This window comes from Wolbachia pipientis (assembly GCA_023052945.1).
Classification (GTDB): Bacteria; Pseudomonadota; Alphaproteobacteria; order Rickettsiales; family Anaplasmataceae; genus Wolbachia.
Map to the genome: position 1 here is coordinate 146483 of CP095495.1, position 17666 is coordinate 164148.

Annotated in this window: 16 protein-coding genes and 3 pseudogenes; 7 read left to right on the forward strand and 12 right to left on the reverse strand. The window is 35.6% G+C overall.

What is annotated here, in order from left to right:
- Nucleotide 1: 1 nt before the first annotated feature.
- From hscA to iscU, 4 genes are read right to left on the reverse strand one after another with little or no spacing between them, the layout of a single operon-like run.
- The gene (hscA, locus tag MWH06_00665) at nt 2–1750 is read right to left on the reverse strand and encodes a Fe-S protein assembly chaperone HscA (GenBank protein ID UPA55216.1); all 1749 of its coding nucleotides are present in this window, start codon (nt 1748–1750) and stop codon (nt 2–4) included.
- Nucleotides 1728–2165: a molecular chaperone Hsc20 gene (locus tag MWH06_00670; GenBank protein ID UPA55217.1), complete on the reverse strand. Its 438-nt coding sequence runs from the start codon at nt 2163–2165 to the stop codon at nt 1728–1730. Before MWH06_00670 ends, hscA begins: the two co-directional genes overlap by 23 nt.
- Nucleotides 2166–2178: 13 nt before the next feature.
- Nucleotides 2179–2583: an iron-sulfur cluster assembly accessory protein gene (locus MWH06_00675; protein UPA55218.1), complete on the reverse strand. Its 405-nt coding sequence runs from the start codon at nt 2581–2583 to the stop codon at nt 2179–2181.
- Between the two features lie 2 nt (nt 2584–2585).
- Nucleotides 2586–2966 carry a Fe-S cluster assembly scaffold IscU gene (iscU, locus tag MWH06_00680; protein UPA55219.1) on the reverse strand — a complete coding sequence of 127 codons (381 nt, stop codon included), beginning with the start codon at nt 2964–2966 and terminating at the stop codon, nt 2586–2588.
- 203 nt (nt 2967–3169) lie between these two features.
- On the opposite strand from iscU, the gene ftsY reads away from it, so the two are divergent.
- On the forward strand, nt 3170–4081 hold the full coding sequence (gene ftsY, locus MWH06_00685) for a signal recognition particle-docking protein FtsY (protein UPA55220.1): 912 nt from the start codon (nt 3170–3172) through the stop codon (nt 4079–4081).
- On the opposite strand, the gene radA is transcribed toward ftsY, so the two are convergent.
- Both radA and MWH06_00695 read right to left on the reverse strand, forming a co-directional pair.
- Nucleotides 4068–5411 (reverse strand): DNA repair protein RadA, encoded by a 1344-nt coding sequence (gene radA / locus MWH06_00690; protein UPA55221.1) that lies wholly within the window; start codon nt 5409–5411, stop codon nt 4068–4070. The two genes, ftsY and radA, sit on opposite strands and share 14 nt — an antisense overlap.
- Nucleotides 5412–5863: 452 nt before the next feature.
- A complete protein-coding gene (locus tag MWH06_00695) occupies nt 5864–6679 on the reverse strand; it encodes a transposase (GenBank protein UPA55222.1) in 816 nt (271 codons plus the stop codon).
- 273 nt (nt 6680–6952) lie between these two features.
- On the opposite strand from MWH06_00695, the pseudogene MWH06_00700 reads away from it, so the two are divergent.
- From MWH06_00700 to MWH06_00710, 3 genes and pseudogenes are all read left to right on the forward strand, one after another.
- A pseudogene (locus tag MWH06_00700) lies at nt 6953–7051 on the forward strand (IS110 family transposase).
- A 381-nt stretch (nt 7052–7432) separates the two neighbouring features.
- Nucleotides 7433–7597, forward strand: coding sequence for a transposase (locus MWH06_00705; protein ID UPA55223.1), 165 nt, complete (start codon nt 7433–7435; stop codon nt 7595–7597).
- Nucleotides 7566–7907 carry a transposase gene (locus MWH06_00710; GenBank protein UPA55224.1) on the forward strand — a complete coding sequence of 114 codons (342 nt, stop codon included), beginning with the start codon at nt 7566–7568 and terminating at the stop codon, nt 7905–7907. Before MWH06_00705 ends, MWH06_00710 begins: the two co-directional genes overlap by 32 nt.
- Before the next feature lie 20 nt (nt 7908–7927).
- On the opposite strand, the gene trxB is transcribed toward MWH06_00710, so the two are convergent.
- On the reverse strand, nt 7928–8866 hold the full coding sequence (gene trxB / locus MWH06_00715) for a thioredoxin-disulfide reductase (protein ID UPA55225.1): 939 nt from the start codon (nt 8864–8866) through the stop codon (nt 7928–7930).
- Complete coding sequence (locus MWH06_00720) at nt 8853–9452, reverse strand: peroxiredoxin (protein UPA55226.1); 600 nt, start codon at nt 9450–9452, stop codon at nt 8853–8855. The genes trxB and MWH06_00720 overlap by 14 nt, the downstream gene beginning before the upstream one ends.
- 245 nt (nt 9453–9697) lie before the next feature.
- Here MWH06_00720 and MWH06_00725 point away from each other — a divergent pair, with 245 nt between their 5' ends.
- Nucleotides 9698–10513, forward strand: a complete 816-nt coding sequence (locus tag MWH06_00725) for a transposase (protein ID UPA55227.1) — start codon at nt 9698–9700, stop codon at nt 10511–10513.
- 52 nt (nt 10514–10565) lie between these two features.
- A pseudogene (locus MWH06_00730) lies at nt 10566–11034 on the forward strand (transposase).
- 490 nt (nt 11035–11524) lie between these two features.
- Here the strand turns inward: MWH06_00730 and typA are convergent.
- The 3 genes from typA to MWH06_00745 all read right to left on the reverse strand — a co-directional run bounded on the left by typA (nt 11525) and on the right by MWH06_00745 (nt 15244).
- Complete coding sequence (typA, locus tag MWH06_00735) at nt 11525–13354, reverse strand: translational GTPase TypA (protein ID UPA55228.1); 1830 nt, start codon at nt 13352–13354, stop codon at nt 11525–11527.
- 105 nt (nt 13355–13459) lie between these two features.
- Entirely contained in the window at nt 13460–14056 is a 597-nt protein-coding gene (gene pyrE / locus MWH06_00740) for an orotate phosphoribosyltransferase (GenBank protein ID UPA55229.1), read from the reverse strand.
- A gap of 3 nt (nt 14057–14059) precedes the next feature.
- Complete coding sequence (locus tag MWH06_00745) at nt 14060–15244, reverse strand: dicarboxylate/amino acid:cation symporter (protein UPA55230.1); 1185 nt, start codon at nt 15242–15244, stop codon at nt 14060–14062.
- A 331-nt stretch (nt 15245–15575) separates the two neighbouring features.
- On the opposite strand from MWH06_00745, the pseudogene MWH06_00750 reads away from it, so the two are divergent.
- Nucleotides 15576–16357: pseudogene (locus MWH06_00750) on the forward strand (transposase).
- A gap of 22 nt (nt 16358–16379) precedes the next feature.
- Here MWH06_00750 and MWH06_00755 read toward each other — a convergent pair.
- Nucleotides 16380–17375, reverse strand: coding sequence for an IS481 family transposase (locus tag MWH06_00755; protein ID UPA55231.1), 996 nt, complete (start codon nt 17373–17375; stop codon nt 16380–16382).
- Nucleotides 17376–17666 lie beyond the last annotated feature (291 nt).

Here is a 17666-nt window from a genome sequence, read left to right on the forward strand (position 1 = left end):
TCTACCTATCTGTTAATTCACATAATTCTAAAGCAGAACTTTCTAACTCAGCGATAGCGTTGTTAATTTCATTCAAGTCATTGCCTTGTAAAGCGTTTTTTGCGTTTTGTAATAGGTTTTTTAACTTTTGATCAGTGGAAACATTTTCAACTAGATGTATGAGCTTGTTACCGTTAATTTTAGCCTCTGCAAGGGAACGAGCCTTCATATCTTCATCAAAGCTGTTTATTGACTGGTTAACCATATTTTGAACATCAGCTTCACTCAAGCCAAAATTTGAATTTACTTCAACTGTCTGCTCAATTCCAGTAGCTTTTTCTCTTGCAGTAACAGTCAAGATTCCGTCAACATTAACTGTAAATTCTATTTCAACTCTTGCAGAACCTGCAGGTAGTGGTGGTATACCTTTTAGTTCAAACTGCGCTAGAGATTTGTTATCCTCTATCATTTCACGTTCTCCCTGACAAACGTGAATTTTCATTGCTGGTTGCCCATCAACATAAGTTGTAAACTCTTTTATCTCTGAAACTGGTAGTGGCGTATTTCTTGGTATGATTTTTTCAACTATGCCTCCCATAGTTTCTATACCAAGTGATAAGGATAGAACATCAAGGAGAACAGAATGAGCCTGCAAAGCTGCTCCAATGACCACTGCTTTATCTGGATCTGCGTCACTTAGTACTTTATTTCCAAAGAGCTTGACTAGTGAATTTTGAACCAATGGTGTTCTAGTTGCACCACCAACTAAAATTACTCCTTTTATATCATCAATTTTAAGATCTATGTCGCTTATAGTATGAGTGACTATATTGATAGTCTTATTAACTAAAGGACTTATTGCCTGTTCGAACTTCTCTCTAGTTATTTCACATTCAAATGGCTTGCCGTTAATGTTAAAGCCAAAAGTGCCTGATGCATTTTCACTTAAGTATTCTTTCGCGGTACGGATATTGCAGGTTCCAGCGTTATGTGTTGGAATGACATTAAGGTGTGTTGTCGACTCCTTGTTTAAACCTACTTTTTCTCTATACTTATCAAGTACAATTGAACTTAGTAGATGATCAAAATCATCACCGCCGAGTTTGGTATCACCACCAACCGCAAGGACTTGAAACACTCCTTGATGTAATTTCAATATTGAAATATCAAATGTTCCTCCACCAAGGTCATAAACTGCATATATTCCACTGTTATTGTTCTTTTCAATGGAGTAAGAAAGCGCTGCAGCGGTTGGCTCGTTAACGAGGCGAAGAACTTCTATGCCAGCTAATTTTGCTGCATATTTAGTTGCATTTCGTGCTGAATCGTCAAAGTAAGCTGGTACAGTAATTACTGCTTTTTTCACTTTTATCCCTGTGGATTTTTTTACCCTCTCGCATAAAGCTTTTAATATCTCAGCAGAAATCTCAACAGGAGTAAGATACTTCTCCTCTGAGCATTTTACTCTAATAACTTTTTCGCTTTCATGATCTATTTCAAAATTGAGGCCTTCTTTGTTCAAATCTTTAATGCTTTTACCCATTAAACGTTTTATAGAGCAGATGGCGTTTTGGTCAACACCATAGCCGATTTTCAACACGTTATTTTCATACGAAAGAGCAGAAGGCAGTAGCTCTCTTCCTTGCTCATCTTTAAATATCTCCACGTTGCCAGCTTTATTTACCATGGCAATTAAAGAATTGGTAGTACCAAGATCTATACCAAAAACTACTTCACTTGAATTTGGTTCAGAAATTTGAATTAGTTGCATTCTTTTTCACCTCCTCAAATGACTTATATAAATATTTCAATCTTAAGACTTGTGTAGCAGCTCCATCAAAATTCTTTACAGCAAAAGTGTTAATTAGGTTTTTAACGCAATCTTTTATTTTTTCATCAACCATCCTACTTGCAAATTGTAGATCATCGCAGTCCAGCAAATATTCTCTTATTTCCATTGATTCATTTAATATTTCAGAATTTGGATGATCCTTTGGGCTTTCCACACCAAAAAGATTCAACAAATGCTTGGCACGTTCTAGTGGTGACTTTAGCACTTGATAAGCTTTGTTAATATTAATTATATTTTTAGATTGTCCTTCGTTTATATCAGTCCTGCTTAGCTCAATATATTTTTTCTCTAACTCATCAAAGCTGATATTGAAAGTTGGTTCAATTTCAAACAATGTAAAATAGCTGCTAGACATGAAAACTCTCTCCACAACCACACTTTCCTTTTTCATTGGGATTTTTGAAAACAAAACCCGATGAAAATTTTTCTTCTACATAATCCATTTCAGAGCCAAGAATAAACATGACGGATTTTGGATCGATCAACACTTTAACTTTTTGGTCATCACTGCAACTTTCTTCAATTATCGACTCTAAAGGACGAATATCATATGCATATTCAATATCATATTTTAAACCGGAACATCCCTTTTGTTTAATTAGCACTCTTATTCCTATTGCTTCTTCTAATTTCTCAAGGTTAGCATGCTGTTTTCGATTCAATAAATGCCTTATTCTTTCCACTGCATTTGCAGTGATAGTGATAGGTTTTTTATCTTTCTTTGCGGCATTTACTTCTTGATATTTACTCATAGCTATTTTTGTTTACTTTGGTAATCGTGAATAGCAGCTTTTATAGCATCTTCGGCAAGCACCGAGCAGTGTATCTTCACTGGAGGTAAAGATAACTCTTCCACTATTTGCGTGTTTTTTATCTTTGTTACATCCTCAATAGTTTTTCCTTTGATCATCTCTGTGAGCAAAGAGCTCGAAGCGATGGCAGAACCACAACCAAAAGTTTTAAATTTTGCATCTTCAATAACACCTTTGTCATTGACCTTTATCTGCAATTTCATTACATCACCGCACGATGGTGCACCAACTAAACCAGTACCAACATTTGGATCATTTTTATCCAGAGAGCCAACATTCCTTGGATTTTCGTAATGATCTAAAATTTTCTCATTATAACTCATAAAATTACCTGTGAACCGCTATTCTACATTATAACATGTTTAGGTTAAAAACTAAAGGAAAACAATCGTTTTACGTGATTTTTACTTTCAAAATTCCCGTAAAACGACTGTTTAACTTTACAAATACACATAATACGTGTATTTCTTTACAACCAGCGTCTCTATGTTGTCATTAAGTTTATAATTTAAAAAGGAGTATTCCCTTGAGTTTGTTTAGTAACCTTTATAAAGGCTTGTTAAAAACTTCTTCTCGCTTTAGCGACGGGGTGAAAAGTATTTTTTCTGGCAAAAAAAAATTAGATCAGTCGCTTTTAGATGAGCTAGAAGAATTGCTAATTAGCATGGATATTGGTCATAAAACTTCTAAGTTGATTATCGATAGGCTCGCAAGCATCAAATTTGACAAGGAAGTTGAGTATAATATTATCTCGCAGCAGTTAATGAACGAAATAGAAGCTATATTGAGCCCAGTTGTGCAACCGTTAATTTTGAACAAAAAACCACATATAATAATGGTATGCGGAGTAAACGGTAATGGTAAAACCACGACTATAGGCAAGCTCGCATATAAATATAAGGAGATGGGAAAGTCCGTTATGCTTGTTGCATGCGATACATTTAGAGCTGCTGCTACTGAACAATTAAACATTTGGGCAGAACGCTCTGGTTGTTCTATCGTTACTGGAGAGTACGGTAGCGACTCTGCAAGTGTGGCATATAGAGCTGTAAGTCAAGCTATGAAAGATAACGTTGATGTTGTTCTAATTGACACAGCAGGAAGGCTGCAAAATAATGTGAACCTTATGGAGGAGTTATCAAAAATATATAGAACGATAAAGAAATTGGATGACACTGCCCCTCATGACGTTATTTTAGTTCTTGATGCAACTACCGGCCAAAATGCTTATAGCCAATTAGAGGCATTTAGTAAGATGGTTAGTGTTACAGGGTTAATCATAACAAAGCTAGATGGCACTGCTAAGGGCGGAGTGGTAATTGGCCTTGCAGAAGCTTATAAGGTAAAGTTACATGCTATAGGAATTGGTGAAAGTATAGAGGACTTAAAGGAGTTTACTAGTAAAGAGTTTGCTGAAGCGTTATTTAATTGTAATTAAAGACTTCTCTTAATTCCCTTACGTGACTAAGCTTGATTATCTCAATATCATGAAAAGAGTAATTACCATTTTTAGGCATAATTGCTTTTTTGAATCCTAACTTTTGTGCTTCTTTTAGTCTAAGATCAGCATGCGAAACATTCCTAATTTCTCCTGAAAGTGCAACTTCACCGCAGATTATTGAAGAAGTTGGCAGCGGTAAATTTACTACACTTGAAATAAGGGAAGCAGCAACAGCAAGATCAGCCGATGGTTCCTGTATTTTGAGTCCCCCTGCAATGTTTAGGTACACTTCTTTATCATGCAAAAACATTTTACAACAAGCATTTAGCACCGCAATGATCATAGCCAATCGATTAATATCCCACCCAACTACTGCCCTTCTTGGGGTTGCCATATTAGTCCCTGCTATTAATGCTTGCACTTCCATTAAAATTGGTCTTGAACCTTCAATTCCTGCAAATACGGCGCTGCCAACTACTTCTCTGTCATGGGCCATCAGAAACAATGATGATGGATTATCAACAGGCACAAGTCCTGCTTCAGACATCTCAAAAACACCAATTTCATTTGCAGGACCAAATCTATTTTTAATAGTGCGTAAAATGCGATATTGATTACTATTTTCACCTTCAAAATATAATACCGTATCTACCATATGCTCCAAAGTTTTAGGTCCAGCTATTTGTCCATCCTTAGTTATATGACCAACTATTAAAAGAGAAATACCATATTGTTTCGCAAGAATGGTTAATTCATGAGCGCAAGTACGAACCTGGGTTACAGTGCCTGGTGCCGATGTAATTCTGCTATCATACATTGTTTGTATAGAGTCAATTACTAAAAATTTAATACTTTTATTTTCCTTTATTGTTGCTACTACATCAGTTAAAGACACTGTAGATAAAAGCTTAATTTTAGGTTCATTTATCTTAAGACGCTTTGCTCTGAGACTCACTTGCTCTAAAGATTCCTCGCCAGATACATAAAGACATTCAAAAGAGGAAAGTTGCACAACATTAGCTGCAATTCTAAGCAAAAGGGTAGATTTCCCAATACCAGGTTCGCCACCAATTAAAATGCTGGCACCTTGAACAATACCCCCACCAAAAACTCTATCTAATTCTTCTACTCCTATTAGAAAACGACTTGGAGTGATAATTTCGCTACCCGATAACGTCTTTATTAAAATTGGCGCAGATATACTTCTTTTGCTCGTTTTTACTGCTATTTCTTCAACAACTGTATCCCAATTGTCACATGCAATGCACTTTCCTACCCACCTACCAGTGCTGTAACCACATGATTGACATACATATACAGTTTTCATCAAAGCCAAAATTATTTTGTTATAATTGTAATAAAAATTAGCTGAATAGGCGAAGTAAATCTAAACACTGAGTCTCACAAACATTTTGGTGCGAAGATAATTGTCATAAGTTGTGCTATTTAAATTCATGCACAATAATTGCACGAACGCTTCCCTCTAGGATCCAAGTCGCCCATTCTCCTGTCATCCCAGTGCCTATTTCTTTGTCATCCCAGTGCCCTGACTACTTGGATCCAGGAAACTTAACTCTACACCAAGTAAATGTACAATAAGAACTAGATTCCAGCGTCACGCGCTGGAATGACATCATAGGGGCTCGGATGACAAAAAAAGGAGCACTGGGATGACACCTATAGCCCTACGTCATACCGCCGCGGTATCTCTTAACATAAGACCTGCTGCGAATCAAGCGATAAAAAAAAGGAAAGGAGGGTGACTAAAATCAAGGTTAACTAAAAGGCGTGCTTAAGATTTACAATACCAGCAATAATATTGAACCTCAGGTTATATTTTTTCTGAAAATTGCGATAAACATTCGACATAATCTTAAATATCTTTATCTCTCGGATCTTGTTTTCTACTCTCATTCTAAATGATGCTAATCTTCTATTATGCTCTGGAGTTAATGGCTTTTTACGATACTTTTTATATGGAATTATAACATTGCTTTGCAATTTTTGCCAACCTTGATATCCAGAATCGGCATGTTTTATGCTATCAAGTGGTAAATATTTTTCTTGTTTCCTTATGCGGAAATTACTAATTCTACCACGGTATGACTTTGACACTGATAAAATTCTTCCTCCTTCTTCGATAATAATCTCAGTTTTCATAGTGTTGGTTCTTTTTTTTCCTGAATATGATTTCTTCCGTTTTTTACTATCTTCTGGTCTCTGTATTTGCTGTTCTGTAACATCAGCCAAAATCTTCAGTATTTTTTCTGGCGTCATACTTCTATCTTTTGTTATAGTCACTTTTTTGGCGAGTAATGGCTCTATTCTCTTAAGTAACCTACATACATTTGCGTTGTGTACATTGAATAGGCATCCTAAAAATCTATGTGTTATGTAAGTGCGATAGTACAAAATTACGCAAAACAACTTATCTTCCAGAGTTGGTAGTTTTGATCTTCTACCATGACACTTTTTCTGTTTTTCGCATCCAGACCTCACTTTTTCCACTACTTTTTCGAACTCCTCTATAGTTAAACCTGTTATATTACGAAAGTTTCTTGGGTATTTTTTCATATTATAGTAACTAAAGCTCATTTTTTTTCCTTACTTGATCTGCTTATTCTTCTTCTACCTCTCTCACATCATTTTTTCAATCACCTTTTTCAGCAGGTCTTAATGTTTTAAGCTTAAGCATTAGATGGAGAAGGGAAGAACTCTGTCAGCGGTCTTAGATATAGAATCTGTGAGGTAGATAAGAGTTCCCTTCTCAAGAGTACAGGCTGGACGGTATCGTAGAAAAACCTAAATGGTTCTAATTCTGTATTCACAAGACTAGCCTTACTTTTCATTTTTAATGGTAACGTATATATGATCAACAACTTTTTAGGCATAGACGTATCGAAAGATCGCTTTGATGTTTTTCTCTCATTTATAAGCAAAAAAGGAAGACGTGAAACTAGAAAAAGGAGTTTTATAGCTAACCAAAATAAGGTTTCCTCAAAGGAGTGTAAAAAGGTATAATACTGCTTTAATTAAGGTAAAATGATGCCAAAGTGAGGATCTGAGGGAACGAGTTTTAAAAGTGGTTGAGGAGAAAAAAATGACTATGGAAGAAGTAGGCAAGATGTTCAAAATTGATAGAAAAACTATATACTGGTGAAGGAAAAGAAGAGAAGAAACAGGAAGTATAAAACCGTCTTCAGGCTACCAAAATGTGTAAAGACACAGTCTACAATTATCTTAAAAAAGTAAACTATACATATAAAAAAAACTTTTCTTTATCAGGAAAGGAATGAGGAAAAACGCAAGGAGTTCATAAAAAAAATAGAAGGAATAGAAAAAGAAAACTTGATATTCATAGATGAGTCTGGAGTAGAAGACAACAGATTTTATGAATATGGGTGGTCTCAAAAAGGCAAGAGGTTATTTGCCGATAAACCAGGGTTTAAAAGAAAGAGGGTAAGCATAATAGGAGCCCTAAATGAAGGAAAAGAAAGCACCCTGGGTAATTGAGGGCTACTGCAACAGCGAGATTTTTGATGCTTATGTAGAAAATATACTTGTTCCTATATTAAAACCTGGGCAGACTATTGTTCTCGATAATGCAAGCTTTCATAAATCTGCAAGAACGAAAAATTTGATAGAAAATGTTGGGTATAAAATTTTGTTCTTGCCGGCATACTCACCGGATTTAAATCCGATTGAGAAGTTCTGGTTTGCTATTAAGCATATCATAAGAAAAGTGCTGCCAAGCTTTTGGCCCAATATTAATTCGGCTATTGATTTTGTCTTTCAGCGCTCGGGGAAATCTTACTTTGGTTAGCTATAAAATCCTAGAATTAACTACGACTCTAAAAACTTTTCTGCATCAAGTGCAGCCATGCACCCTGTTCCTGCTGCAACTACTGCCTGACGATATACCTTATCTTGAACATCACCTGCAGCAAATACTCCTGCTTTACTAGTTAAAGTTGTTCCAGGTTTTGTAATTATATAACCCTGCTGATCCATTTCAACAAAGCCTTTAAAAACACCTGTATTTGGTGCATGCCCAATTGCAATGAACACTCCATCCACTTCTAACTCTTGAGTTTCCGTTGATTTAACTATAATACCAGTAACTTTTCTTGGATTTTCTTCTCCAAGAATCTGCTCTACAGTATGGTTCCACATTACTTTTATTTTATCATTTTTAAAGAGCCTATCTTGCATTACTTTTTCCGCTTTCAATTTATCACGCCTGTGTATTAATATCACTTTTTTGGCAAATCGAGTTAAAAATATTGCTTCTTCAACAGCAGTGTTTCCACCACCAACCACAGCTACAACTTTATTCCTAAAAAATGCACCATCACAAGTTGCACAAGCTGAAACTCCGTAACCTTGAAATTCCTTTTCACTCTTGAGACCAAGCCACTTCGCTTGCGCACCAGATGCAATTATAATTGCATCTGAATAGTAGTCATTAGTATTACCAGAAGATCTAAACCTATACTCATTAGAATCCTCAAGTTGTTCAACGCTTTTTATCTCATCATCTATTATTTTTGCTCCAACCTTCTCTGCATGCAACTTCTTTTGGGCCATGAGCTCTGGCCCTTGTATTGAAATAAACCCGGGATAATTTTCAACATCCGTAGTAATCGTAAGCTGACCACCAGGCTGCATTCCTGTTACTACAATTGGCTCTAAGTTTGCACGTGCTGCATATATAGCAGCAGCATAACCCGCTGCTCCAGATCCAATAATAAGAACTTTTGTACTAAATCTATAATTCTTCACTGTATGAGTTTAGATAATCAGCTACTCCTTCATTACTCGCCTGCATTGCCGGCTTGCCCCTCTTCCATCCAGCTGGACATACCTCACCATGCTCTTTGTTATGGTTTATTGCATCTACAATTCTAATAAACTCATCAATATTACGCCCTAAAGGCAAATCATTTATCGATTGATGGCGCACAATAAATTTATCATCAATAACGAAAGTTGCCCTCAGTGCAACTGAATCATCATGCAATACTCCATAGTCTCTTGATATAGACTTTTTGATATCAGACACTAAAGCGTAGCTAACCTCTCCAATACCACCATCATTAACTGGAGTGTTTCGCCATTTATAATGTGAAAATTTTGAATCTACACTTATTCCTATCACTTCAATACCACGCTTTGCAAACTCATTTATTCTATTATTGAGCGATATCAATTCAGTTGGGCAAACAAAAGTAAAATCATGTGGATAGAAAAAAAGGATAGCATACTTATTTTTTATGTGCTTACTCAGACAGAAATCATCAACAATTTCTCCGTCAGAGAGAACAGCTGAAGCAGTAAAATCGATAGCAGATTTTGTTACAAGATTCATAATTGACCTATTCTTTTAAAACAACTCTAATTTTACACTTGATAAACTTATATGCAAGTTTTCTTTAGTTTTAGCCCTATAAAAACTTCCTAAAATAGCTCTTCTTTTTTACCGATAAGATACAATCTAGTTTCACTTTATGACGGTGTCGTCCCAGCGCCCCTATAGACCTGCTGAAAAAGGTGATTGAAAAAATGATGTGAGAGAGGTAGAAGAAGAATAAGCAGATCAAGTAAGGAAAAAAAATGAGCTTTAGTTACTATAATATGAAAAAATACCCAAGAAACTTTCGTAATATAACAGGTTTAACTATAGAGAAGTTCGAAAAAGTAGTGGAAAAAGTGAGGTCTGGATGCGAAAAACAGAAAAAGTGTCATGGTAGAAGATCAAAACTACCAACTCTGGAAGATAAGTTGTTTTGCGTAATTTTGTACTATCGCACTTACATAACACATAGATTTTTAGGATGCCTATTCAATGTACACAACGCAAATGTATGTAGGTTACTTAAGAGAATAGAGCCATTACTCGCCAAAAAAGTGACTATAACAAAAGATAGAAGTATGACGCCAGAAAAAATACTGAAGATTTTGGCTGATGTTACAGAACAGCAAATACAGAGACCAGAAGATAGTAAAAAACGGAAGAAATCATATTCAGGAAAAAAAAGAACCAACACTATGAAAACTGAGATTATTATCGAAGAAGGAGGAAGAATTTTATCAGTGTCAAAGTCATACCGTGGTAGAATTAGTGATTTCCGCATAAGGAAACAAGAAAAATATTTACCACTTGATAGCATAAAACATGCCGATTCTGGATATCAAGGTTGGCAAAAATTGCAAAGCAATGTTATAATTCCATATAAAAAGTATCGTAAAAAGCCATTAACTCCAGAGCATAATAGAAGATTAGCATCATTTAGAATGAGAGTAGAAAACAAGATCCGAGAGATAAAGATATTTAAGATTATGTCGAATGTTTATCGCAATTTTCAGAAAAAATATAACCTGAGGTTCAATATTATTGCTGGTATTGTAAATCTTAAGCACGCCTTTTAGTTAACCTTGATTTTAGTCACCCTCCTTTCCTTTTTTTTATCGCTTGATTCGCAGCAGGTCTATAGAGCAAAAAATAGAAACAATAAAAAACTCCATACGTGAACTATTAAAACAACACAAAGAATTGTTGGAAGATTTTCAACTCCTATTCAGGTATAGGAGAGAATAGCTATTTTAGCGGAAATTCCTGACATAAAGGCTTTTATACATGCCAGGCAATTGGCAGCATACGCTGGCACGAAATATAACATCAGGTTCATCTGTATATGCCAAGCCCAGATTAAGTAAATCAGGTTCACGAACACTACGTAAGGCAATGTATTTTCCTGCTATAGTAGCTAAAAATCACAATCCTATTATTATAACTTTTTGCAAGAGATTAAAAGAAAAAGGCAAGCATAATATGGCCATTGTGGGAGCTGCGATGCGTAAGTTACTCCATATTGTTTTTGGTGTTCTAAGCTCAAAGAAGGCTTTTGATCCAGAAAAACTATAGGGCTAAGAGGTTGACTGGAGTTTAAAATCAAAAAATGCTTCTAAGCCATCTCATATAAAATGGCATCTTACACGAATTTATTGAATGTAGTTGGTTAGTGGATATGTTGATAAGTAAATTAGTTTTATATATAAGACAGCAGGAATTTACTTATCAACATATACATTAACTATAATAATCTTTATACCACTAAACTGTTGGCAGTATTTTGTGATTTTACAATACAGCTTAAGGTTCAATTTTTATAATTTTTTTTTGACTGACAAGACGGTATCTACGTCATACCGCCGCAGTATCTCCTTAGCATAGATCCCGCTAACACGTAGTGGGATGACGGTTGTCGGTGAACCTAAGTTACTTTAGCTACAAACATTAAGAAATTTACCAAATGAAAAAAAAGGCAAAAGAAGCCCCGTGGTTATTATCCGCTTTAAAATATTGGCGTTTTTTATGTTTTAAACGCTTGACAAGCGAGATAGTACGCTGCTACGAAAATTACCTGCAAAAAGAAACCTCTACTCCTTATTCTTTGCCCTTCCTGCACGCTTACGTTCATTTGGATCAAGGAATTTCTTGCGTAAACGTATAGATTTTGGAGTTACTTCCACCAATTCATCATCATCTATATACGCTATCATATCCTCCAGTGTCATTATCTTTGGAGGAGTGAGTTTTATGGCTTCATCACTACCTGAAGCTCTTACGTTTGTTAATTGCTTACCTTTTAGCACGTTTACCTCCAAATCATTGTCACGGCTATGCTGGCCGACAACCACGCCACAATATACCTTATCCTGTGGCTTGATAAACATAATTCCCCTGTCTTGCAAATTGAAAATTGCATACGCCACAGCCTCACCCTTATCTGTAGAAATTAAAACTCCATTGCGCCTTCCAGAAATTGGACCTTTATGTGGAGCATAACTATGAAATAAACGGTTAATTATGCCTGTGCCCCGAGAATCAGTTAAAAACTCTCCTTGATAACCAATTAATCCTCTTGATGGCACTAAAAACGTTAATCTTGTCCTACCATTACCAGAAGGTCTCATGTCAGTCACTTCACCTTTTCGGAAGCTGAGTTTTTCCATGATGATTCCACTATATTCATCATCTACATCAATTACTACTTCCTCTATAGGTTCAAGTTTTTTGCCATCTTCTTCCTTAAATAGCACGCGAGGGCGTGATACTGAAAGTTCAAAACCTTCTCTCCTCATATTTTCAATTAACACTCCAAGCTGTAGCTCACCACGTCCACCTACTTCAAACGCTTCACCACTTGATGCCAAAGTTACGGTAATTGCAACATTTGTTTCTGCTTCTGCATATAAACGATCTTTTATAACAGTTGAGGTAAGCTTTGTTCCCTCTTGCCCAGCAAAAGGTGAGTCATTAACACTTATAGTAATTGCCATTGTTGGTGGATCAACTGGAGTTGAGCTGACTGCAGTTGTAACCTCTGATGCTGCTATAGTGTCAGAAACTGAAGCTTTCTCAAGTCCTGCAATTGCAATTATGTCTCCCGCCACAGCTTGTTCTACTGGAATACGTTTCAAGCCAGAAAATGAGAGCAACTTAGTTAATCTCCCTCGTTCAATTACTTTACCGTCCAGATCAAGTACCTTAAGATCTGAATTGACTTTTGCAACGCCCTGATAAACCTTTCCTGTCAATATTCTGCCAAGAAACTTATCAGACTCAAGTAGAGTGACCAACATAGCAAAAGGGGCATTTTGATCATAAACAGAAGGTTTTATATAATCTATAACCGTTGAAAATAATGGGCTTAAATCTTTTCTTTCATCAGAAAGCTCCTTAGCACACCAGCCATTTCTACCTGAAGCATACAATACTGGAAAATCTAGCTGCTCGTTGGTTGCATCAAGGTTAAAAAATAACTCATATATTTCATTTAATACTTCATCAATTCTGCTGTCTGGTCGGTCGACCTTATTGATTATCACAATTGGCTTCAAATTTGCTTTTAGTGCTTTTGAGAGCACAAATTTTGTTTGTGGCATTGGCCCTTCTGCAGCGTCAACCAGCAGCAACACACCATCTGCCATGCACAATACCCTTTCTACTTCTCCACCAAAGTCCGCGTGCCCTGGCGTATCAATAATATTGATCTTTTCATCGCCCCACATTATTGATGTGCATTTTGCAAGTATTGTAATTCCGCGTTCACGCTCTTGGTCACCACTATCCATTACTCGTTCTTGAACTTCTTGATTCTCACGAAACGTGCCACTTTGTTTTAACATGTTATCGAGTAAAGTAGTTTTCCCGTGGTCGACGTGTGCGATTATTGCTATATTTCGGATCGATTTAAATTCGTTCATTTTCTATCATTTCAAAATTAATTTAGTAATAAGTATACATAAAATACACTTGGAGTAAATAACTAAAGCCGTGTATAAATGCTGTGTTTCCAAGATATTATAGGATTACTTTGTTAAATATTCTCTACTCCCAGGTTTTGTTATGGGTAGTTGTTTTAATTCACTTGGAAGTTCTTCCTCGCTGTAGTTTTTGATGTTCAGTTCAATCAAAGATATGACAGGAAAAGGCAGTTTCGTTTCACTATTCCTCTTTATTAGAGAAGCTTCAGCAATGACTTTACCTCCCTCCCCTTCTGCACATTCCACTGCTTCAAGCGAAGATTTACCTGTGGTTATCACATCCTCAATAAGTAATATTTTTTCACCTTTTTTAATTTCAAACCCACGGCGTAATTCAAACTTGCCATTAACGCGCTCGCAAAACATTGTCTTTATTCCAAGCTGCCTGCCAATCTCATAACCTACAACTATTCCGCCAATTGCAGGAGATAATATTAAATCTATGGAGCTATTTAATTCTTTTTTTATTTTATCTGCTAATAATGCGCAAACTTTCATGGCTCTGCTTGGATTTTCAAAAATCTTCGCACACTGTATGTATGTGTCACTATGCAGCCTAGATGATAAAACAAAATGCCCATGCAAAATTGCTTCTGCTTCTTTAAATTCCTTTATTATTAGGTTATTTTCGTCTAATATCATTTTTTAAGTTTCACTATTACATTCTTTATTAATTATCTGAGTGATACAAATATCAGACCACACGTTTATTGCAGTTTCAAACATATCGATGATTGTATAAATAGGCAAAATCAGTCCCATAATATGCAGGGGAACATTCATCGACATGAGATAACTGGTTGCCATAAAATAGCACCCCATCGGCACTCCAGCGTTACCAATTGCTGCACTAGTTGCTAAAAAAATCCATATCAACATTTCGCTTAAGGAAAATGCGCATCCATTCATCTCTGCAACAAACATTACAGTGATTAGTATAAATGCAGCACATGCATTCATGTTAATTGTTGTGCATATTGGTAAAATAAAGGACGACAATTTCTTTGGCACCTTTAGCTTGTTTTGCACACAGTCTATGGTTGTAGGCAGCGTTGCACTGGATGATTTAGAAAAAAACGCAAGTGTGAGTGCCGGCATAACCCCTTTCAGCGTTTGAATTGGTGATATGCCTTTATACCACATAAGTAGCGGTAAAATCAGAAATGCCTGCACAAAATTTGCAGACATTATACAAACAAAATACCATAAAAGACTGTAGAACTCGCTACCACCTTTTAATTCGTGCAAAAAACATGTAATAAAAGACCACACAGTAAGTGGAACAAGCTTTAGTAACCCCTGAGCAATTTTAAGTAACGTATCGAAAAGTGCAGAGAATATTTGATGTAATATGTCCTGCTTTTCTTTTGAAAGTGAAACAATAGCTCCACCCATCAAAAAAGCGATCAATATGCTACCAATAACGTTATTTTCAAGAAAAACTTGCACAAAATTCGAAGGAATGAGTGATTTTAAGTATGAAAAGTAACTGTAATTGTTATTATCCAAACTTCCTATCGTGTTACATATGAAATTTTTTTTCACTGGGTCTATTAGCAGGTAAAACAATAATGCAACAAACGCAGCTATAATAGTTGTAAGCAGCGTATAAAATAGTGTTTTCTTAACTAAGGTTTTAATTTCGATTGAGTCTTTGAGCCCGGAAATTGTGGAAACTATTGATAGAAAAACCAGAGGTAAACTTATTAATTTGAGCAAGCTGATAAATATGTCACTAAACAGCTTTGCTATTTCAAATATAATCTCACTGTTTAAATAGTAAGCACCTATTGCAAGCAGTATAGAAAAGAGTATTGCAAACTTGTGCATTGAAAATAAAACTTCAAAGTAACATTATACAACAATTTTGCTATTTGGGAATCAGATTGATAGACAAAATAACTTTACAAATTAGGAAAAGATAAGAGGATGCGTTTATTCGGAGACAGTAGACTTCTTGCATAACCCAAACTAAGTAGAAAAAGGTATCATCCGAGTAGTTGACACTGGTTCCTTTATGACGGCAGTGCCCAGACACTGGAATCCAGCCTTTCTGCAATCTCACCGAAAACGTTTTTCTATAGACCTGCTGAAAAAGGTGATTGAAAAAATGATGTGAGAGAGGTAGAAGAAGAATAAGCAGATCAAGTAAGGAAAAAAAATGAGCTTTAGTTACTATAATATGAAAAAATACCCAAGAAACTTTCGTAATATAACAGGTTTAACTATAGAGGAGTTCGAAAAAGTAGTGGAAAAAGTGAGGTCTGGATGCGAAAAACAGAAAAAGTGTCATGGTAGAAGATCAAAACTACCAACTCTGGAAGATAAGTTGTTTTGCGTAATTTTGTACTATCGCACTTACATAACACATAGATTTTTAGGATGCCTATTCAATGTACACAACGCAAATGTATGTAGGTTACTTAAGAGAATAGAGCCATTACTCGCCAAAAAAGTGACTATAACAAAAGATAGAAGTATGACGCCAGAAAAAATACTGAAGATTTTGGCTGATGTTACAGAACAGCAAATACAGAGACCAGAAGATAGTAAAAAACGGAAGAAATCATATTCAGGAAAAAAAGAACCAACACTATGAAAACTGAGATTATTATCGAAGAAGGAGGAAGAATTTTATCAGTGTCAAAGTCATACCGTGGTAGAATTAGTAATTTCCGCATAAGGAAACAAGAAAAATATTTACCACTTGATAGCATAAAACATGCCGATTCTGGATATCAAGGTTGGCAAAAATTGCAAAGCAATGTTATAATTCCATATAAAAAGTATCGTAAAAAGCCATTAACTCCAGAGCATAATAGAAGATTAGCATCATTTAGAATGAGAGTAGAAAACAAGATCCGAGAGATAAAGATATTTAAGATTATGTCGAATGTTTATCGCAATTTTCAGAAAAAATATAACCTGAGGTGTAAAAGATAAGACTTAATCTGACAGACAAGAATTAACTGACAGAAGAATTGAGGTAGTTAAAACTAATATCAGTCTCTTGTTTAATGCTACTAATATTTTTCTGAAAAGCAATATGTTTGCTATCAAGAAAAGTCTGCATAGGTGTTTTTCCATAGCAGTACTTACCAGAGTGAGGTCTTGTATCATTATAAGAATGCAACCAACAATCAACATCAATCTGTAGATCTTCCAAAGAATTGTAGATTTTCTTTCTAAAGATAATATTGTAACACTCATCTTGCATAGTTCTATGAAATCTTTCACATATGCCATTAGTTTGTGGAGAGTTGGCTTTGGTTCTAGAATGGTCGATATTTTCGATTCCCAAATATAGCTGATAAGCGTGATTTTCTGGCTTGCCACAATATTCCGTACCCCTATCAGTTAGAATGCGTAATAATGGAATTTTCTGCTCATCAAAAAATGGAATAACCCTATCATTGAGAAGATCTTCAGCTGTAATAGCTGTTCTGTCCGTGTAAAGTTTAACCATTGCAACCCTGGAATAAGTGTCAACAAAAGTCTGCTGATAAATTCGCCCTATACCTTTGATATTGCCCACATAATAGGTATCTTGAGAACCCAAATAACCTGGATGTTGCGTCTCAATTTCACCATGAGCTTCCTTTTGTTCTTTCATTTTTTCTAAAGCTGCAAGTTGTTCTTCAGTTAAAATGATTCCGTCTTGAGCTACTTTTGTCTCTAGTGCTTTAAGTCTCTTTTTGAGAGTTTCAAGGTCATTTCTTAGCCATACAGACCTTACTCCTCCCTGAGAAATTATTATACCTCTTTTTCTCAGTTCATTTGCAGCTCTTTCTTGCCCATATGCTGGAAATTCTGTTGCTATACCAATCACTGTTCTTTCTATATTATCGGAAACTCTGTTCGCTAATAGCGGTTTTTTCTTACTTATTTCATGTAATGCTCCCTCTCCTCCATTTTCATATAACTCCTTAAATCGATAAAATGTATCTCTTGAGTATCCCATCACTTTACATGCTTGAGATACATTTCCTAGTTGTTTTGCTAGTTCTAATAACCCTAGCTTTGGTTTAGTATTTTTGTTTGTATTGTACTCATTTCTAACACTCCTTTCTTTTATTATTTTATAACCTGCTTTTTTAAAGTGTCAGATCAAGTCTTATTTAATACACCTTAGCTTTAATATTTAAGAAATTTACTAGGCAGAAAAAAAAGGCATAGAAAACCCGTGGTAGCTAGTTATTACACTCTCTATTTTAAAATTTGACGTTGGGTGATGTCTTGAACGCTTTATAAG